The organism is Paraglaciecola psychrophila 170 (assembly GCF_000347635.1).
Lineage (GTDB): Bacteria > Pseudomonadota > Gammaproteobacteria > Enterobacterales > Alteromonadaceae > Paraglaciecola > Paraglaciecola psychrophila.
Window position 1 is genome coordinate 2,605,326 of sequence record NC_020514.1, and the last position, 21,405, is coordinate 2,626,730.

14 protein-coding genes and 3 pseudogenes are annotated in these 21,405 nt (G+C 40.0%); 4 read left to right on the forward strand and 13 right to left on the reverse strand.

The window, feature by feature from the left end; translation table 11 throughout:
- The first annotated feature begins 31 nt into the window (after window positions 1-31).
- Window positions 32-601 carry a DUF2058 domain-containing protein gene (locus C427_RS11405; RefSeq protein ID WP_007635411.1) on the forward strand — a complete coding sequence of 190 codons (570 nt, stop codon included), beginning with the start codon at window positions 32-34 and terminating at the stop codon, window positions 599-601.
- 1,359 nt (window positions 602-1,960) lie between these two features.
- Entirely contained in the window at window positions 1,961-4,138 is a 2,178-nt protein-coding gene (locus tag C427_RS11410; protein ID WP_015430858.1) for an exonuclease domain-containing protein, read from the forward strand.
- Window positions 4,139-4,389: 251 nt separating this feature from the next.
- Here C427_RS11410 and C427_RS11415 read toward each other — a convergent pair.
- From C427_RS11415 to C427_RS11455, 10 genes and pseudogenes are all read right to left on the reverse strand, one after another.
- Window positions 4,390-6,120 (reverse strand): annotated as a pseudogene (locus tag C427_RS11415) (cation:proton antiporter); the annotation flags it as partial.
- Window positions 6,121-6,184: 64 nt separating this feature from the next.
- Entirely contained in the window at window positions 6,185-6,436 is a 252-nt protein-coding gene (locus C427_RS11420) for a hypothetical protein (RefSeq protein WP_007635419.1), read from the reverse strand.
- A 291-nt stretch (window positions 6,437-6,727) separates the two neighbouring features.
- Window positions 6,728-7,975, reverse strand: coding sequence for an ABC transporter permease (locus C427_RS11425; protein ID WP_007635423.1), 1,248 nt, complete (start codon window positions 7,973-7,975; stop codon window positions 6,728-6,730).
- Window positions 7,976-8,004: 29 nt separating this feature from the next.
- A pseudogene (locus tag C427_RS11430) lies at window positions 8,005-9,320 on the reverse strand (ABC transporter permease).
- Between the two features lie 18 nt (window positions 9,321-9,338).
- A complete protein-coding gene (locus tag C427_RS11435) occupies window positions 9,339-10,052 on the reverse strand; it encodes an ABC transporter ATP-binding protein (RefSeq protein WP_007635425.1) in 714 nt (237 codons plus the stop codon).
- Window positions 10,053-10,106: 54 nt separating this feature from the next.
- Window positions 10,107-11,399: an efflux RND transporter periplasmic adaptor subunit gene (locus C427_RS11440; protein WP_007635426.1), complete on the reverse strand. Its 1,293-nt coding sequence runs from the start codon at window positions 11,397-11,399 to the stop codon at window positions 10,107-10,109.
- A gap of 117 nt (window positions 11,400-11,516) precedes the next feature.
- Entirely contained in the window at window positions 11,517-12,779 is a 1,263-nt protein-coding gene (locus C427_RS11445) for an ABC transporter permease (RefSeq protein ID WP_007635427.1), read from the reverse strand.
- Window positions 12,776-13,516, reverse strand: coding sequence for an FtsX-like permease family protein (locus C427_RS27485; protein WP_015430862.1), 741 nt, complete (start codon window positions 13,514-13,516; stop codon window positions 12,776-12,778). Before C427_RS27485 ends, C427_RS11445 begins: the two co-directional genes overlap by 4 nt.
- Window positions 13,485-14,081: an ABC transporter permease gene (locus C427_RS27490; RefSeq protein WP_015430863.1), complete on the reverse strand. Its 597-nt coding sequence runs from the start codon at window positions 14,079-14,081 to the stop codon at window positions 13,485-13,487. Before C427_RS27490 ends, C427_RS27485 begins: the two co-directional genes overlap by 32 nt.
- Window positions 14,081-15,379, reverse strand: coding sequence for an efflux RND transporter periplasmic adaptor subunit (locus C427_RS11455; protein WP_007635430.1), 1,299 nt, complete (start codon window positions 15,377-15,379; stop codon window positions 14,081-14,083). Before C427_RS11455 ends, C427_RS27490 begins: the two co-directional genes overlap by 1 nt.
- 187 nt (window positions 15,380-15,566) lie before the next feature.
- Here C427_RS11455 and C427_RS11460 point away from each other — a divergent pair, with 187 nt between their 5' ends.
- On the forward strand, window positions 15,567-17,735 hold the full coding sequence (locus C427_RS11460) for a molybdopterin oxidoreductase family protein (protein WP_187292389.1): 2,169 nt from the start codon (window positions 15,567-15,569) through the stop codon (window positions 17,733-17,735).
- A gap of 77 nt (window positions 17,736-17,812) precedes the next feature.
- Here the strand turns inward: C427_RS11460 and C427_RS11465 are convergent, their stop codons facing one another.
- The 3 genes and pseudogenes from C427_RS11465 to C427_RS11475 form a co-directional block, all read right to left on the reverse strand.
- A complete protein-coding gene (locus C427_RS11465) occupies window positions 17,813-18,988 on the reverse strand; it encodes a hydroxymethylglutaryl-CoA reductase (protein WP_007635433.1) in 1,176 nt (391 codons plus the stop codon).
- A gap of 143 nt (window positions 18,989-19,131) precedes the next feature.
- Entirely contained in the window at window positions 19,132-19,644 is a 513-nt protein-coding gene (locus C427_RS11470; RefSeq protein WP_007635435.1) for an RNA methyltransferase, read from the reverse strand.
- Between the two features lie 59 nt (window positions 19,645-19,703).
- Window positions 19,704-20,721 (reverse strand): annotated as a pseudogene (locus tag C427_RS11475) (aldo/keto reductase).
- Between the two features lie 173 nt (window positions 20,722-20,894).
- Here C427_RS11475 and C427_RS11480 point away from each other — a divergent pair.
- A complete protein-coding gene (locus tag C427_RS11480; RefSeq protein ID WP_007635439.1) occupies window positions 20,895-21,260 on the forward strand; it encodes a tellurite resistance TerB family protein in 366 nt (121 codons plus the stop codon).
- Window positions 21,261-21,405: the final 145 nt, after the last annotated feature.

The following is a 21,405-nucleotide window of genomic DNA, read 5'->3' on the forward strand; positions in this document are numbered from 1 at the left end:
ATTTTAAACTTAATAATAATGGCATTCAATTATGGCCCTCTCGTTACAAGAACAATTACTTAAAGCTGGTTTAACCAATAAGAAAAAAGCCAATCAGGTGCGCCAACAAAAAAACAAACAAGTCAAAGCGCAAAAAAACCATAATGTAGTACAAACCAACGAAGCAAAATTAGCTGCTGAAAAAGTAGTGGAAGCAAAAAAAGCCAAAGACAGAGAGCTTAACCAAAAAACCAAACAAGAAGCTGAGAAAAAGGCACTTGTGGCACAAATTAAGCAATTAATTGAAGCCAATAAACAACCCAAATTTGGAGGCTCTGGACGTAAAGAAGAAGTAGTATGCAACTTCACCGATGGTACGTTGATCAAACGTATGTATGTCAGCCAAGTTACTCAAAAACAAATCAGCCAAGGTAAGCTTGCCATCGTAAAATTGAACGATGGTTATGAGTTAGTACCTATGCCTGTAGCCAATAAAATTGCTGAACGTGATGAAGCCAGTGTGATGTATCGGGCGGATGATATTAGCGATGCAGATCAGAAAAGTAGTGAAGATGATGACTGGTATGCTGAATATGATATTCCGGATGATTTGAACTGGTAGAGGCACAATCGTTTTAATCCCAAGGTTCATTCATAAATGAACCTTGGGGAGAATACTGCTCGTTTTCCATGTGATTTGAATGACTCAGGGCGTGAAACAGACATACGACAGGATGAAAGGCGAATGAATCCTGCACGTTTTTACTGCTAATTTATCCTTCTCAGAACGCTAATTTTTACATCATTTGAGACATTAGCTAAGAAGCGCCAAACAACATTTCAAATTAGATTTTGTATTGAATAATAAGCAAACAACTATTTACTTAGTTGACAGTTGCTTTTGTTTTTGGGCGGACGCCCCCTGCATATCATGATATTGCTTCTAGCATCTTTGACCTTCCTGAACAAATCATTCTAATTCAGATAAAAATTTATTAATTCCATCTTTCCGTTTAGAAAAACACTTTCCAATAGGAATAACCATAGATGTTTTCGATATTCGCAGGTTTATCTTCTTGACCCTTTTCCCCCAAGGCCATCGAGTAACATAAATTTACAGCTATTAAGCACTGTCATGGCAGGTAAAAAGTCAATGGTGTCGTTATTAATATTTGTGACTGGCAAAAAATGAGGCTCAGGCGACTATCAAACCAGATTTATCGAGCCTGTGGTATGACCGCAATTGGCACACTTTAGCCAAATAGATACAAGCAGTGCTGCGCACCATCTTCTCGCGCGGCGTCCGCCCGATGTTTCTCACACAGAATTCCTTCTGTGTGACTTACTTTTTTCTGCAGGCAAAAAAGCTCGCTCGCTAAACTATGTTCTCATCCAATTATTTATGCGAGTAGTAGAACAAAAAAAGTCGGCTTCGCCGATATCCGCTTGGGTGTCTCAGCCATTGATTTTCTGCCTTTAAAGTTTCAGCACAAAAAGACTTATTTAAAGTTCAAATGGCAAGCAGACGCCGCGCGGGATGCGATTTGAGTAGAAGTTTGAGGGACACATTTAAAACGACAACACGGTTGGCGCCCATAAAATAAGTCTTTTTGTGCGGATAAGAACTTTAACAGCAGCGGCATTTTTCTGGTTACTCTATTTTTTGCTGTTGACCATATTTACGGGATAAATATGGAACAGCTTTAGCTGGCCTGAAAGGTAAAGTGCAAGAACGCACTTTATAAAAAACGTCGATGGCTCGGAAGGATTTGAAAAAAACCATCACAGACAATGGCGCGAAGCGTACTTTTAGCTTTAAATAAATAGCCTGCGCAGCAGGTCCGTTGACTGTTTGATTAGCAAATGTTTAGTTTTGGACAGTCAAGTTTTACGCAGCCTGCAACCAAAATTTGACATACGATTTTACAACTGTATAAACTACTGTATATAATATCCAATTTATCCACAACTAGTGTCCCAAATGCGAAAATATCCCAAGGAATTACCAGAAAAATATTACCTTGATCATTTTAATGAATTTATTCATTTCATTACCAAACAGTGTGCGCATCTATTAGATCAAGAACACCAAGAATTTGTGAAATGTTACCAACAGTTGGGCCACGATACTCAATGTATGTTTGTAAGGACAATCAACCGCCAAGGTTGTTTTATAGCCTTAGGAAAGATGACATATATCGAGATCAACGACTGCTCAAGTCAATTGACTTCGCTACAAAGGTCAAATTTATTGAGGGAGCTAAATTCTGACGATATCAAAATTTGGCTGCAACAATTAACCAAAATACAGTTGCTTGAAATTCTAGATCAATATGCTGTTATTGGAATAAAAAGAAGTGTCGCGAAAAAAGCTTTGTTAGATCAAGTTATTGATTCTTGCACTATTACTCAATGCCTCACATCAGAGCTTGCCCAGCAATTCCTAGTCAAAAATTTTGAGTGTTGTTTAGGTTATTTATTATTTTTATTTTTTGGTGATACCAGTAGTGGTTTAGATAAGTTTTCTATGCGTGATCTTGGGATGTTAAAAACACGGTCTGATCACACACAGCCCAGTGCTAGATTCATTAACTTAGAACAGTCGCAGAGTGTTTTTTATTACAGTTTTAAACTAGGGCAACTAAGTCGAAACGAATTAGATATACAGGAATACGTATTAAATAATACAGGGATAGCAACTCACCCAGATGCACTTATTTATTGTGCACAATCCAAACAACTTAAAGATGAGTATTTTTACTTACTAGGTAAGCAATTATTGCTTGAGCACCCTGTGTTGGGATTGGAATATCTTGGTGCATCTAATCACTATAAAGCGCAACAAAAGTGGCTAAGAGAATTGTACAAGCAAGGTGATAAAGATAGGGTGAAAGTTGAGTTAGAACAAATCATCGATAATTCTTTGGATGATGCATTATTGCTTTTCGCTGAAGATTTTTATCAACGCAAATTCCATCATGTAAAAATCAGCAAGCTAACCCAAAAGTTACGTGAAGACAGCTTTAACTTGGTAATTGATGAAATACATAAGGATCAAGTTGAAAAGGGCGTTAAACATCATTACCAGCGTTTAGGCATTATTGCCTTTAGGACCGAAAACCGTTTGTTTAACGCATTGTTTGGACTGACATTTTGGCGAGAATTGTTTAATCATCAAATCGATTCAATAGCCACCGAGTTTGACCGCAGGCCTAAAGTTGTTAAAGAAAATACGATTTACCAAGAGCTAGAGCAAGCCATTGAACAACGTTTGTTGATGTTTTCAAAACCACATAGTGCTGTCGCCTACCTAACAAAAATAGCGACCCAGTATTACGGGCAACCTAATGGTATGTTCCGCTGGAATCCACAAATCATTCAGATTATTTCAATGTTTCTAACCGCCGCACCTCCTAAGGCAGTAGAGACTCATTTGAGAGCTATGGCGCAAAACTATCATGGTTTAAATGATGGTTACCCTGATTTGATGATTATTGAAAATGGACGCCTGCGTTTTGAGGAAGTCAAGGCACCAGGAGATAGCATTCGTCCAAACCAGTTTGTTAGCATGAACGCTTTACAATTTGCAGGCTTCGACGTACGAATTTGTCGAGTTAACTGGTTCGTAGATCCTATGCAACCATACGTGGTGGTTGATGTTGAGACCACCGGTGGTAAACAACCCCAGCATCGTATTACTGAAATTGGCGCAGTGAAAATAGTTAATGGCGAAGTGATAGATACGTGGACGAGTTTGATTAACCCGGAACGTCACATATCAAAGTTTATTACTACATTAACTGGCATTAGTAATTGTATGGTCAAAGACGCGCCTCTTTTTTGTGAGGTAGCCGATAAGTTTAGTGAATTCACTCAAGGGAGCATCTTTGTGGCTCACAATGTCAACTTTGATTATGGGTTTATTAAACAGGAATATCAGCGAATTGAGCGCAGATTCAGTATGCCAAAGTTATGTACGGTAAGAGAGTCAAGAAAGTATTTCCCTGGCTTAAAGTCCTATTCTTTAGCTAATCTTTGTGAACACTTTGATATATCCCTTACTAGCCATCACCGAGCATTGTGCGATGCTCAAGCTGCAGCAGAAATATTGAAGTTAGTGAATGAGCGTAAATATGTTCAATGTGATGTTGTTGCTTAATTAAACATGTAATCAAAACCTATAATTTTTTAAGTTGTCAGTCTGTTTTCCATGGTGTGTGGATACATTATCGATATGTCTAAGTTTAAAAGCATGAATCAAGATACATGTTATCTGAAAAGACAAATTACCATATTTGTTAAACATGGGAATTATATTAAAATGCTCTGTTGTTAATTTATTGCAGATTATTAAACATAACAAAAAAGTTTACACCTAAAAAGTTGTGACAGTGATTTTTAATAATCTGTTTAGATCAATGAAGTACTAGCCTCAACTGACTTTTCTTCTGTAATAAAACTCACAATACGCCAATCTGATTTAGGATGAATGTTCTTTAAGCTCGTGAACATTTTCACTTTACCATTTGGCTCAATAGCGCATAACCGGATTGAGCGTTTCTGGTAATCTTTCTCATAGTATTCATAGCTGAACGCATCAGATAGTCTAGTGGTTTTTATGGTGCCGCCCTTGTTAACATACCCAGCTAATTTTGCATAAGTCACATCTTCATTAAAAAGGCATAACTTCGCCGCGTATGACTCCGATACTTGGTGGCTTGCCCGCTTCTGAGGTTCGTTGACAGTTAAGCCTAGTACTGCTCCTTTACCCAGTTCGTGTTCGAAGTGATAGGTAACCAATGGATTGAGTTGTTTGTAAGGCGAAATAACCAATACGGTGCCATATAGCGATAAATCTACAGTGCGACCGGCATGCTCAGACATGGGGTTACCGTAATAGGTAGGAATATTGTCCATACGTGCCAATCGTATCGATTCCCAGTTAGTATCAGCTACGCGCACAGTGACATCTTGCACCATTAATTCCTTAGCGAATAATCTTGAAAAAAGACCACCACCAAAAATTAAAAAACCATATGGAGCTGGGGCGCGTTGCTCAAGCATTTTTGCCACTTTAACGGAAGTAAGGCTTTGAATAACCACTGTGGCAATAATAACTAAAAATACCATGGGTACCAATAATTCAACCTGGTCGTAGTTCAGCGCCTCTAATTTTAAAGCGAATAAAGCAGATACCGCTGCTGCAACTATGCCGCGGGGCGCAATCCAGCTCAAAAGTGCCACTTCTCGCCAATTTAAATTTGTGCCTAATGAGGATATAAAAACAGATATTGGCCTAGCAACAAACATGATAACCAGCAATACTACAATGGATCCCCAGCCTAAATTAAGCATGGCACTTAACTCAATTCTTGAGGCTAGAAGAATAAATAAACCAGAAATCAACAATACGCTTAAGGTTTCTTTAAATTCCAAAATATCATCGACTTCGACCCGTTTCATATTTGCCAACCATATACCCATGATTGTGATTGTTAATAAACCAGATTCGTGAGCAATCATATTAGAGCCCTCAAATGCACCTAACATTAAGGTTAATACGGCGGTATTGACTAAATAATGCGGGATCAAATTATTACGTAGAACTATCCCCATTAAATAGCCCGAAAGTGCGCCGATAATAACGCCGACTGAAATAGTCTTAGCGAAGGCAAATAACGTGTGGCTTAGTGCATCTTGGGTAGACACAATGTATTCAAAAACTAACACTGCTAATAAGGCACCGATTGGATCGATAACTATACCTTCCCAGCGTAAAATATTGGATATTTTAGTGCTAGGTCTTACTGTGCGCAACATTGGTACTATTACCGTGGGCCCCGTTACGGTAACAATAGCACCAAACAGAAACGCCATCTCCCATGACATACCCATAGCATAATGAGCAACAGGTGCGGCAATGACCCAAGTGATCAGAGCTCCAAATGTGCATAAATTGCGCACCATAGAGCCATGACCACTTAAATCTTTAAATTTAAGGGTCAGTGAGCCTTCAAACAAAATAATAGCCACCGACAGAGATACTATTGGGAAGAGCAAGTCACCAAATAATAAGTCGGCATTAATGATGCCAGTTACCGGGCCAACAATGATCCCTGCAATTAATAGCGGTAAAATGGCAGCACCTCAGGTAAGTAACAGTTGTTGTCATGGTTTACCTGAGGGGTTATTGTGAATTGAGGGTTTAGTCTACCGCTTTGAGTTCGGTTATCTCTTGATGTAATTGATACTTCTTATCGGTCACTATTGCTTCAAGCACTTCTAGTCTGGTTTTAACCGATGCTAATTCGTTTTGCATATTTTCTTTTTCAGATATATTTAAATTAGCATTGACCTTCGCCATTTCTTTTTTATGGGATGTCCAAGTACCAATCAAAACTATAGGTAATACAAATGCAAATAAAATAATTAATACAAACACCATACCTTCGTCCATTTTTGTTTCCTCGCTTGTTTAAAGTAAACTTTTCAATTGGTTAAGCATAGTTTAGACCAGCTTTATTAATCTATATAAAACAGTGTCTTAAGTATTATTATGAATATTAGTCGGTGATAGTGTTAGTCTTTTCAACCAATTTTTAATCAAAAAGACAAACATAAACACAGTCTAACAATTCTTTCTTGGTGTCTATTTTTGGCATGATTTCAGTTGTTTTAGGCCAAGTTTTTTTGTGTGAGGATACCAAAAGCTGGCTAGTATTTTTGGTATCCTTCATGACTAATAGGTTTAAACCGTTCGAGTGGCTAGGGCCGGTGGAATATTGGCCGCTTTTCTGGCGGGACCAAACACAGCACCTTGGCCGACTAACCATAGTACCAACATGCCAATTGGGATGTAGAACCAGTCAATTCTGTTCAGACCAAAGGTATTCACTAATATAATATTCAGGCCAATAGTTAACGCCGCTCCCAAAATCACGCCTATGCTGCTGATCAAGAAGTTTTCTAACATAAAATAGCGAATAATAGCAGATTGACTTGCCCCTAAAGCGCGTCTTGTTCCTATTTGTTTTTTACGTTGATTCACACTGAAGCTAGCTAAGCCAACAATGCCTAATGCTGTCACTACGGTTAAAATGATCATCACTGTAGTCAGGATTTTAATCATGGCAGTATGCCCACGGTAACTGCGTTCACGGGTTTCTTCGATGCTACGCATGTTTTGAATTAATCGGCCTTTGTTACTGCTGGCCAGTAATTTTTCTACTTGTTTCATTATTGTGTCTCTTTGACCCGGCTCAGTGCGGATAAAATACCGACTACCTTTAAAGTCCATTCTTTCAGGGGACAACATCGCATTTTCTAAATTGTTCCAACCGACCCAAGGCGCTTGTAGCTTATCAACAATACCAACCACAATCATTGGATCGGTGTCATTGATATACACCGTTTTGCCAACAACAGTGGCATAAGGAATATCTGGAAACAAGTTTTCAGCCATGGCCTTGGTCAATATGGTTTTATTAGGCCATTTAACTTGGCCAACCTTGCGCAAACTTATGTCGGTAGGTGCAAAGTTTTCACCAGCGATAATCTCCAGATCCAAGGCATTAACACCATGGTCATCAACCATATACACGGCTGTGCCAACGCTATCATATTCGACCCCTGACTGGGTTTTTAAGCCCATTGACCAACCGCTACCGCTATTTGGCACTGCATTTATTTGAATGGCATCCACGATGCCGGGCAGTGAACGCAAAGCATACATATCTTCTTCTACGCTAATAGGTACATTGTAGTTTTCCGCAAAACCGACACTTGTTAAGGAAAAACTATTGGCATTATCTATGCCGCTGTCGCGCTGCATTTCTTTGCTACGTTCAACAATAATGTATACCGAATTAACGATTATGGTCATTGTCACGGCAATTTGTAGGGCGATTAAGATTGCGCCCACTTTGTTTCGTAACATGGCACGAAAAATAGGTCCAATTTCCCAATTAATTGAGATGCTCGTTTGAGTATTTAACATGTTCTGGCTCCTTTATTGGCCGACCGGCGCTATTGGCTTTTTAATTGGCTGGCAGGGACGATATTACAGGCACGCCAAGTAGGATATAAACCAGCGGCTATGCTAGACAACAAAGCAATGAACAGTGTGAATGACACCATACTGATGTCTAAAGTTGCTAGGTCACCTACAAAGTCGCCGTATAGGCTTTTAATACCTTGTAAACCAAGAATGGCAATGCCAAGTCCTGCGAAACCACCCAGCAAACCGATCATCGCGGTTTCGACTAAGTGTTGTTTGAATAAGTCAGCTTTTGATGCGCCTAATGCTAAGCGCAAACCAATTTCGGCCGATTTTCCCGTGAACTTGGCCAACAACAAACCAATGGTATTCAGTAAACACACTAACAAAAACATAAAGGAAAGCCACATCATCATCTTGGCGTCTTCTTCCACCACTTCTTGTCTTTCCATCCACTGCATCACATTTGATAAGCGATTTTTAAGAGGGCGAGGAAAGCGACCGAGTTCTTTCTGTTCCATCACATAGTTATTCAAATAGTCCATATATTCAGCTTTTGCTGTTGCGTTTGGTAGCTCAACCCACATCTGAGTGTTAATACATTCTGATTGTAAAAATGCTTTATAACCTTCGCCGTCAGGGCTTTTCCAGCAATTGTTGTTGCCCCAGTTTGGCAGCTCCAATTCTTCTTTAAGAGTGAAGGGCATAAACAACTCTTCAGTTTCGTTAAATGCACCGTTATTAACGTCATAAAACTTGGGCATAGGTTGCCAATCGTCTATCACACCAACAACTTGAAAACTCCTGCCAGCAACCACAATAGTTTTACCTACTGAGTTTTCACCGCCAAACACACTTTCGTTAGTTCGTTTGCTTAGTACTATCACTTGTTCTCGATTGGTGTCCGATCGGCTATCCCATGGGCTACCAAAGATAAATGGCACATCAAACATGCCAAAGAAATCGGTGTAAGCCAGTCTAATGGAGGCTTCAAAGGGTTTAGCATCGTCATCAGAAGGTTCAATAATGCCACCAGACCTACCCATAGCAGATTGTCGTAGTGCTTTTTAGCAAGAGTGAAGTTGGTCGCATCTGTCCAAGTTAACTGATTCGGAAGAGCATCATCATCATCATTAAACGCATTATTGGGATCCCAGCTGTCTACTTGTATATGAAACAATTGATGACTTTTGTGCGGAATAGGATCGGCAGACATCAGGTAGTTAACAGTGATAGTGGTCATGCTAGCACCAATACCCAAAGCAATAGCTGTGACCATCAGTAAACTCAGGATGGGGTTACGTTTTACGCTTTTGAGCGCAAGTTTTATATAATAACCAAACATAATGGTGGCTCCTAAGCGTTAAACGGCAGCAAGCTGCGTTGGCATAGCGATATCAACATCAACATCATTAATCTCACTGACCTTACCATCACGCACATAAATATTGCGCCTAGCCTGCTTCGCTAAATTTTCATCATGAGTCACCATGATAATAGTGGTGCCAGCAGCGTTAATGCTTTTTAATAAGTCCAGAACACTGTTAGCCATCTGGGTGTCTAAATTACCCGTTGGCTCATCCGCTAACAAAAAGCGAGGCTCGCCTGCAAGTGCTCTGGCAATCGCGACGCGTTGTTGTTGTCCACCAGAAAGTTGCGAGGGTAGGTGTTTCATACGTTGCGCTAGCCCCACCATTTCTAAGCTGTTTTCGATACGTTTTTTACGTTCAGCGCTGTTAAAACCTCGATAACGTAAGGGTACGTCGACGTTATCGAACAAATTGAGATCGGGGATCAAATTAAAGCTTTGGAAAATAAAACCAATTTTTTCGTTTCTGAGTTGACTGCGTTTTTTATCATTTAAATTACTGACATCTTGGCCGTCTAGTTCGTAGGTGCCGCCATTAAATGTTTCGAGGAGGCCTGCGATATTTAAAAATGTCGTTTTGCCCGACCCTGAAGGGCCAGTCACCGCCACAAAGTCACCTTCACCCACATGCAAGTTAAAATCCCGCAATGCATGAGTTTCGACTAAATCGGTACGAAATACCTTTTTTACGTCTGTCATTTTTAACATAAGAATTGTTCCCTAATTTTAATAGTAACGAGTATTTTACTATTCGTTTATAAATCACTGAGTAATTAGCACACTTTGTGCGCCGTTAAATTGGTCCGTACCTGAAACTATGATGGTATCGCCTAATGAAAGGCCGTTAAGCACTTCCACACTAGATAAACTGCGTGCTCCAGTATCAATAGGTGTGCGTTCCGCCATGTCATTTTTGACTATATAAGCGACCCTACCATTACTGGTTTCTAGAAATTGACCTCGCTGCACCATTAGCACATCTTGTTTATGTTCCATCAGAATGCGGGTCGTTAAACGTTGATTTTGACGTAAACCTTGTGGCTGAATCATGTCGGCATCAGAAAGGGAGATGAAACGCACTCTGCCCGTAACCTGATTGTTCTCAATTTCAGGTGAGATGGTCACGAGTTTTGCTGAATGTGTTTCACCATTGAGGTTGATCTCAGCGGCCATGCCTATGGCTAAGTCATCGGCGTAACTTTCTGGAATATCCACTTCTATTTCAAATTCAGATAAATCCACCACGCTTAAAATGGATTGATTTTTTGCCACTTGATTTTTTTGCTCAACAGACAAGTTACCTACTAAGCCATTAACGGGAGACAGTAAGGTCAATTCCTCAACTTGGCGGATAAGCTCGGCGACCAAAAGATTTTGGCGCTCTACGAATAGACGTTTTGTTTTTACCTCAAACTCTAAACTTTCTAAATTTAGCTCTGCATCTTTGACTGAATGTTTAAACACTAAACGCGCATTTTCTAAATCGTCTTGAGCTTTTTCGTAATCAATCTGGCTAACTGACTGACTTGCATAGGCCTTGTCAGCTCGGCGTTTTTCTCTATCAGCGGCGGTTAGAGCGACTTTAGCTAAATCAACCGTTTTCTGATTAACCAGTGCTTGTTTACTAGATTGGATTTTTTGTCTGTCGAGTTCCATTTGTAAGCGTTGCAAGGCTGATTGCTCTTGTTTAAGCTGGTTACTGAGCTCTGGACTATCAATGGTGGCTAATACTTGGCCTTTTAGTACTGTGTCGCCAGCATCCACTTTTAACGAAATAGTGCCTTGTGCAGGACTATATAACCTAGGACTGACAGCCGCTACTACAAATCCTTGAACGGATAAGTCGCGCACAAAGTCGCCTTGGGTAACTTTAGCTAAACGTACTCTTTGTGCAGAAATGCTGACGTCTGAGTTGGACCAGTTGCTGATAGTGGGTGCGAGGATGACGTATACCAACACAGCAACTGAAATGAAACCTAATGCTAACCATTTGGCTTTATTATTGGATGTTTTTAAGACAGCGGTATCTTGACCGCTGGTGTCTGCTATTTTCATCTGTATCCCTGAAATTTTTGAACCATCACTGACTAAGTCGTAACAATAATCAAAAAGGTTTAAAAAAGATAAAAATAATTATTGTCGTTGAATGGTTCATGCAGTTTATACCGAAGCTTATTGGCTTCTTGTTGCCGCTGCAGGAGAAATATTCATGGCTTTTAAAGCTGGTTTTAATATGGCCAATATGCCTAATACATACAAACAAATCATGGCACTTATAATATAAGTCAGAGGCAGCTTGGGTAAGGCATATTGAGACACCAAAAAGATATTAAGACCTACCGCTAGTAAGCAACCAATCAAAATACCACAAGTGGTTTGTATGATATTTTCAGCAAAAAACTGACATAGAATATCTACTTTATTTGCACCTAATGCGCGCCTAATACCGATTTGCTTATGTCGCACAAGGACATTAAAACTAGTTAAACCTGCTATGCCCATTGCAGTAATAATAGTCAGTGCAATCATGACAACCAACAAAATTGTAACTGCCGCGATATCGGGTCCATATACTTGTTGTTTCATGGTTTCTATTGTTTCTACTTTACGGATCATGCGCTGCTGATTGCTCATCGACAGATACCGCTCTGTAGTGGCAATAGTGTTCTGCAATATAGTTGGCTGAGTACGAATTAGGTAGCGAGATGAGTTACGCGTAACTACTCTTGGATATATCACACTGTTTTCTATTTGACCTGCTGGGCTCCAAGGAGCTTGAAGTTGTTTCACAATCCCTTTAACAACAGCGCTATGTGTTGCATTAATATAAAGGGTTCTACCCACTACGGATGACCAGTCTACAGTGCTAAATAAGTCGGTTGCCAGATTACTTGTGATTAGAACGACACTCGGAAATGTGCTATTGCTTTCTGTCTGCCAAAGTACTTCACTAGGACTGAAGTTTTCTCCGGCAATTAGCGATATTCCTAATGCGTCTATGCCGTGTTCGTCTAATTTGTAACTTGCTGCAGGCACAGTATTTTGGTCGCTACCTGCAACGGTTTGTAATTCGTCCCAATCACTGCTGCCACTAAACGGAAAAGAGTAGGTGGCGACTGCGTTGATAATATTTGGCATCTGTCTAAGGGCTGCTAAATCAATTTGTATGCTAGTTTTTGGGTTAAAATCTTTGGTGAAGCCAGAGCTAGTTAATACAAAAATATTAGACTCGTCGATACCACTGGGTCGTTGTAATATGTCTAAACGCTGAGAGACAATAAATAGTCCATTACTGATAACGGCTAAGGTAATTGCAATTTGTAAGACCAACATAGCCATGGCATATTTTTGCCTGAGTAATGAACTTATAATAGGTCTAAATGCAATGCGAGAAAATGGTAAATGATTTATAAAGGCTTTAAGGTCCATCATCATTTTAAATATCCCGCTGGTGCTAACATACACACTTTAATGCTGGGTATTAAACCTGCCAACACACTAGATAAAATACTCACTCCAATAGTCAATAGCATCAATGTCATATCTAGATACACAAATGTAATAAAATTAGGATAAAGGGATTTGATACCCTCAAGCCCAAACATATAAAGTACTAAACCTATCAGTGCTCCTATACAACCCAATAAAATTGTTTCTGTCAGGCATTGGGTAAATATAGCTAGCTGGTTTGCACCCAAAGCTCTTCTGAGGGCTACTTCACTATTCTTAGCCGTAAATTTGGTGCTTATTAAGCTAGCGGCGTTAAACAAACAAACCAATAAAAATAATAAAGCTAAGTAGAAGAACACATACATGTCTGAACCGACTACTTCCTTGTGTGCAAGCCATTGGTTGATATCTAGCAAAATATTATTTGTGACCTTAGGAAAGCGTCCGAGTGTTTTTTGTTGTTTAACATATCCCTGTAAATAGTTTTCAAATTGTTGTTTATGTTGATGGCTGGATAATTCAATCCAAAGATTAAAGTTGACACATTCAGAGTTGAGAAAAGCCTGATATTCGTCACCAATGTCCGTTTCCCAACAATTAGTACTGCCGCCATGAGGCAGTTCCAGTTCCGCTTTTATTTGCAAAGGTAGGTATATATCTTCAGGTGGGTAAAACGCCCCGAACGACATATCAAAAAAACTTTGGACTGGGTTGCCATTCATCTAACACGCCTACTACTGTGAAAAGTTGACCTAACATGGGTAATGTTTTACCTACAGAATTAACACCGCCAAATACTCGTTGATTAGTGGCCTTGCTAAGCACTGCGACATATTCAACATGGTTAAGCGGGTAATTTTGCCAACCTTGCCCATATAAAAATGGGACTTCAAACATCGGGAAAAACTCACCCTGAGTGGCTCGGATAATACCCAAAAATGGCGGTACGTTTTTATCTGATGGGGTTACCATTCCCCAAGTTATGGTATGCGCAGCTTGAAACTTAGCTTGTTTTGCATGCACGATATTTATGGCATCTTGCCAGGTGACTTCTTCAGGTGGTAAGTCGGGTAAAACAGCGGCAGAATTGAGCTTCCAATTGTCTAATTGCAGATGATAAACCCTGTCGCTTTTATTCGGCAAAGGGTCTTTGGACATTAAATTTATCAGCGAATATGTGATCATACATGCCGCGATACCCATCCCCAATGTTGCAGCAATTAATACACTTAAGCCTTTCTGACGGCTAATGCTTTTTAGCGAAAGGGAGGAGTAATAAGCAAACATTATTGACTGATCAATACAGTTTTAGCAGCACTAAATTGGTCGGTACTTGAGATAATAATCTGTTGCCCTTCAGTTAATCCGTTAAGCACTTCTACCACAGATAAACTGCGCGCCCCGGTATTGATAGTAGTACGAGTTGCCAGCCCGTCTTGCAACACGTAAGCAACATTACCATTGGCGCTTTGTAAAAATTGCCCTCGCTCTACAATAAGCACATCACGCTTACTTTCCATTAATATGCGTGTGGTTAAACGTTGGTTTTGTCTAAGCCCTAATGGGGAAGACAGCTGATTATTGTTTGAGTCTGTTTTGGCAAAACGCACTCGTCCTGTCACTTGATTGTTTTCAATTTCAGGAGAAATAGTCACTAAAGTAGCTTGATGGGTCTGTCCATTTAAATTGACTTCAGCCACCATACCTATAGCTAAATCGTCGGCGTAACTTTCTGGAATATCCACGTCCAACTCAAATTCAGTTAAATCCACTACGCTCATAATTCCTTGGTTTTTACCGACTTGGTTTTTTTGCTCTACAGCTAAATTACCCACTATCCCATTGACAGGAGAGAGCAGGGTGAGATCAGTTTCTTGCCTAGATAATTCATTTACCTCTAAAGCTTGTCTGTCTACCTGTAGTTGCTTTGTTTGCACTTCAAACTCGAGACTTTCGATATTCAATTTGGCATCTTTGACTGAATGTTTATAAACTAACTTGGCATTTTCTAAGTCGTCTTGGGCTTTTTCAAAATCAATCTGGCTAATGGAATGACTTTGATAAGCTTGATCAGCTCGACGTTTTTCTCTATCTGCGGCGGTTAAAGCGACGCTGGCTAAGTCTGATGATTTTTGGTTTTCTAGGACTTGTTTTTTACTTTGGATTTTTTGTCTTGCTAACTCAAATTGCATTCGTTGTAAGGTGGATTGTTCTTGTTTGAGTTGATTGGATAACTCTGGACTATCTATAGTAGCTAATATTTGTCCTTTTAAAACTGAGTCACCTGCGTCAACAATAAAAGTGATAGTGCCTTGGGCAGGGCTATACAGCTTGGGGCTGATTGCCGCTACAACTCTTCCTTGAATAGATATGTCTCGAACAAAGTCACCACGCTTTACGGTGCCTATACGGATGCGGTCAGCTGAAACTGTCATTGATGACTCAGACCAGCGGAAAAAATATGGATATAACAATACAAGAATGAGGATGAGTGTTAAAAATAACACACCGCCAAACACATAGGTGCTTACTGATTTTTTAGGGATGATGACAGCGTCTTGGGCACTGGTGTCAGTGATTTTCAACTATATTCCTTGAAAGTGTTATGAACGAGGTGTCGATTAACCATGCGAATATGTTATAGGGTAAAATAGTTATACGATTGTGTCTAGAGCCTAAAATGGGCGCAAGAAATCATCAGTAAAAATGATGCTTGTGTATAACAGCGTTAATCGCTAACTTTTACCTATTAACAATTTTATGACATTGATTATGCCGACTGAAAAACAAAAACATTATTCAACTTGTACCTTATGTGAAGCCATGTGTGGCATAGAAGTTACCACTCAAGACAGAAATATTTTGTCTATTGTAGGTGATAAAGCTAATCCCTTTAGTGAAGGACACGTTTGCCCAAAAGCAATGGCACTTAAAGATTTATATGAAGATCCTGAACGTATTCGCACACCCATTGAGAAAACAGCAGAGGGTGGCTGGCAAGAGGTATCTTGGGATTATGCATTAGACAAAGTAGCAACTAACTTGTTCGATATTCAGCAAAAACATGGTGTTGAATCTGTCGCTACTTATCTTGGCAACCCGAATGCCCATAATATGGGTTCCATTTTATTTGGCCCTTATTTTTATCGCTCCCTCAAATCACATAACCGATATTCAGCTACGTCGGTCGACCAACTGCCACACCATATTGTTAGTCGGCAGTTATTTGGTCATCAATCACAAATCCCCATCCCGGATATTGATCATACCCAACATTTTATGATTATTGGTGGTAATCCGTTAGCCTCCAATGGCAGCATAATGACAGTGCCACATATCAAACGTAGACTAAAAGCGATTCAAGCCCGTGGCGGTAAAGTGGTGGTAATTGACCCTAAAAAGTCTGAAACGGCGGACATGAGTAGCGAACACCACTTTATAAAACCAGGTACCGACGCCTTATTGATGTTAGCAATGATCCACACCTTGTTCGATAAACAACTTATTGCAGCTGATGCATTGCTAGGTTTCGCTGCTGATTTACTAAGCGTTGAAAAATACGTGGTGGATTACCCTCCTAAACGAGTGGCTAATCTAACAGGAATGAGTGAATCGCAGATAATTGCATTGGTTGAATCATTCTGCGCTGCAGGCCCCGCGGTTTGTTATGGAAGAATGGGTGCCAGTGTGCAAGCCTTTGGTACCCTTACTCAATATTTGATTATGTTGTTTAACATGCTCACAGGCAATTTGGATAGACAAGGTGGCATGATGTTTACACAACCCGCTGCCGATTTATTACCACATTCTGGTCGAGGGTCTATTGCAAATTTCTTTACACGTGTGCGTAATCTGCCGGCTTTTGCTGGTGAATTTCCAGTATCAGCTTTAGCCGAAGAAATGCTAACCGATGGTGAGGGGCAAATCAAAGCCATTGTGATAGGGGCGGGTAACCCTATTTTGACTACGCCTAATGGCCAGCAATTAGACAAGGCATTTGAAAATTTAGACTTTGTTGTCGCAGTGGATTTTTATATTACTGAAACCTCACGCCATGCTGATATTATTTTACCGCCAGTAACGGCGCTAGAACGTGACCACTACGATATCGTGTTTCATAATTTTGCTGTGAGAAATAGCACCAAGTTTTCCCCAGCTATTTTTCCGCCTGCTGAAACAACTAAAACTGATTGGCAAATATACCTTGGCCTAGCCGAGCGTTTAGATAAGTTAAATGGTTTACCCACCGATAAGTATCAAACACTTTGGCAAAAAGAGCCAAAAGGAGTAGTGGATGACTTACTGAAAAGCGGTCGTTATCGTCATGAAGGCGAAGTATTAAGTATTGATTTATTGTTGAAAAAACCTCATGGAATTGACCTTGGCCCGTTGCAACCTGATTTACCCGAAGCCATTTATCATAACGACAAAAAAATCGACCTAAGCTTTGACTATTTTATGGCTGACTTAACCCGCTTAGACAAACACTTCTTTGCTTCTGAGTTTTCTATATCAGAGGCATCAGGGCTAGCGACTGATGAAAGTTTGCAATTAATTGGTCGTAGACACCTTAAAACCAATAACTCTTGGCTACACAATAGCCAACGCATGGTTAAAGGTACGAATAACGGATGGTCGAGGTGTACTGCGCAAATTCATCCTGACGATGCGAGTAAACATAATATACAAGATCAACAGCTGATTACTGTCACTTCAAGAGTAGGAAAAGTAACATTACCTGCTGAAATTACCGAAAAAATTATGCCAGGAGTGATTTCGATTCCTCACGGCTGGGGACACAACAAAAAAGGCAGCCAATGGCATACCGCAGAGCAACATGCAGGAGTGAGTGTGAACGACTTAACCGATGAAATGGTGATAGATGAGTTGTCAGGGAATGCTGTTTTAAATGGGGTACCGGTGACGATTGAGGCTGCTTAGTTAGATACAAAAAGTCAAACAAAAACTATGGATATAAAAAAGCCCGGCCATGTACCGGGCTATTTATTTAAATAAAATTATTTTCTATTTCTTCCCATTTTGTCGTGACTGCTGACCCAATGACCAGCGATAACAGCACAACCCAAAGAAATATCACCTGCAAGCACTGTTGCCGCAACAATCTCTGCAAATTTTTCTGCTTTTCCTTTACCAACACAGCCTAACATTTCAAGACATTCTTTTTGTGTCGGTAGCCCTGTTCCGCCACCAAACGTTGCCACAATAAGCGATGGTAATGTGACTGACATATACAGATCGCCGTTATCTAAGAGTTCATGTGACAACATACCAGCGTGAGATTCCACAACGTTAGCTTCATCTTGTCCTGTGGCAATATACAAAGACGCTATGCCATTAGCGGAGTGAGGACCGTTATAAGCTGCGCCAGCCATTTGAGCGCCAGTATTGGCTAACACCGATGCACCAGCAAGCATTTTGGTATCCACCTTCATTACGCGTGCTAACACATCTTTTTTAAGGACTATTTCAGCAATTACGCGCTTGCCTCTTGAGTGCAGCATATTGAGGTGAGAGTGCTTTTTATCTGTATCCATGTTACCAGATAACATGTACATGCAAGGGATTGGCGAATTTGCTTTGATCCATTCACAGGCTATTAACGTTGCCTTGCCTACCATGTTTTGACCAGCAGCATCACCGGTGGTGTAGTTAAAACGTAAGTATTTAGTCTTAGACACAGACCATTGTTGAATATGTTCAAGCTTACCTACACTTGTTGTGGTTTCAGCAGTTGCTTTAATATTGTCAAAATTTTCATCTATCCAATGACCAAAATCTCTGGCTTCCCGTGCATCTTTAAAAAGAAACGCTGGAGCACGTTGCATAAAACCTTCAACAACAGTAGTTTTCACTCCACCACATTCGTTAATTACACGCATACCTCGGCTATAGCTTGCAACCAATGTACCTTCAGTAGTTGCTAGAGGCACATAGAACTCACCTTTAGCATGTTCACCGTTGACCAACATTGGACCAGCTACACCAACGGGCATTTGTACTACGCCAATAAAGTTTTCGATATTGCCGGGAAGTACAGCGGGATCGATACTAAACTGGCCTGTATGAACCAGATCTGCACCCGTTTTTTGTTTGATAAATTCTCTACGGACTTCGGCCATTTCACGTGTATGGTCGTTTTCTGAATTACGTGGGATGCGACTATCATCACTCATTAGATTTTCCTTCTATATTATTGTGTGATTTAAATACAGTATGTACGACTTGATTTAATTTAATATTCACACGGTTAGCAGGAGATGACAAAGGAAATGTTTAAGCGATAACAAAAAAAGTTAACATTATATTAACTTGAGTCTCATTTGTTCACCAAACCCAATTTAGTTCGGTTGTTTGTATCTCGACTGGTTTTGATTATGTGGTCATCACTGGGCATCACTGTCATTTTTGCTAAGCGATCGTAAAGTAGTACATTGACTGTTGCCGCCAAATTCATACAGCCAACAGTTGGGATATAAACAACGAAGTCACAATGGTCGACAACATCTTGTTCAATAGAACCGTCTTCCGGACCAAAAATATATAAGGCATCTTCTGGATGTTCAAATAGAGGCAAAGGTGTGGCTCCTTCAACCAGTTCTATCGCAACTTTGGTTAGGTTTTTGTCGTTTATAGGGTCAATAATTGTTGGTACTTGTGTCACCATTATACTGAGGTGAGCATTCTTTGTGTCAGTGCTGAAAGTTTTAGCTCTTGCATAACGTTCGCCAGTATAGCGGATGCTTTGTGCTTGATAACAACCAGCGGCCCGTAAAATACTGCCCATATTTTGTGGGCTTTTTGGATTGATAATACCTAAGTGAATTGACAATTTACTGTCCTAATAACGTACGGGTTTTGGGATTAATAATAGCTTAGCGTATTGGAAAATTACTTTCCTAAAATATTATCGATGTGAATTAACTCTTGTTGAGTAAATTCTAAGTTATTTAAGGCCGCCACACAGTCTTCAATTTGACTGACTTTACTGGCACCAATAATGGCGCTTGTTACCGCTTGATTGTTAAGTACCCAAGCGACTGCCATTTGTGCAAGTGATTGTCCTCTTTGTTCAGCTAATGCATTTGAGCTGAACCACCTTGGCGACTTTTTCTTGACTGATACTGTCCTCGGTAAAATAAATCTGTTCGCTGCGTGATGCCCGTGAATCTTTTGGAACACCTTTAAGATACTTATTAGTTAAAAAACCTTGAGCCAATGGAGAGAATACAATCGAGCCGACCCCTTCCTCCAATAAAACGTCTGTCAATCCATCTTCTATCCATCTATCAAACATATTGTAACTTGGCTGATGAATCAGCATTGGGGTGCCTAAATCTTGTAATATACGAATGGCCTGTTTGGTATGAACCGGCGAATAGCTTGAAACGCCTGCATATAAAGCACGTCCGGAACGAACAATATAATCTAATGCTTGCATGGTTTCTTCAAGCGGAGTGTCGGGGTCATAACAGTGTGAATAAAATACATCAAAATAATCAAGCCCGGTGCGTTTTAAACTTTGGTCGCAGCTAGCGATTAAATATTTTCTTGAACCACCAATACCGTAAGGTCCAGCCCACATATCGTAACCCGCTTTACTGGATATGAGCATTTCATCTCTATACGGTTTAAAGCTTTTTGCCATAACCTGACCAAAAGTAGATTCGGCAGAACCAAAAGGAGGACCATAATTATTGGCTAAATCAAAATGATTAATACCTAAATCAAATGCACGATGTAACATGTTTTGAGCATTTTTAGGAGAGTCTGTGGCACCAAAATTTTGCCACAATCCTAACGATAATACGGGTAATTTAAGGCCGCTTTTACCGCATCGACGGTAGGACATGTTTTCATATCGATCACTTGCCGCTAAATATTCAGGGTTAGGGTCATTTTTTAGCATGTTGAGTCCAACTAATAGTTACGCAGAATAAAATTTGCGTTAGCCTAAACCATAGCAAGCTAATTCTCAATTTAGCTTGTACACAAAGCTTCACTTAAATTCTAACTTTTGATGATTAGGTATTTTATTTTTAAGAGGTGACAGATGAAATTTGATTCGTTTATACAATCGATATGGGGCGTTGCCAAGATCAACAGCAACGTGAAGCATTGTTCGATTTAGTATTATTTTTAACTGTTGCTGACGGAGTCATTACTGAACAAGAAACTGAATTTATGCGTAACTGGCTTGATACCATCAAATGGAGCGCAGAGGTATTTAAAGAAGAGTATTACAACACCGCTCTAATCAAATGTTACGCCGCTATTAAAACTAACAGCACTGACGATTATCTAACTCACAGGGCCAAGTTGTTGATTGATGCGGATATGAAGCAACAAGCCATGAAATTAGTCAGGGAAGTCGCTATTGCGGATGGTAAATTAGATGATGCAGAACAACAGGCTATTAACCTGTTGTCTGAGGTGTTAGAAAAGTAAAGCTTATCCGTTGCTTCTGGTTTTAGGATGAGGGCTTTTCCTTGGGAAAGCTCTTAACCAGAAGGCTAACTCAAATATAAAACCAAGCAATAAGAACATAATTAAAGTGGAAGAGTTGCCAATGCTATAAAAGAATATAACGGCT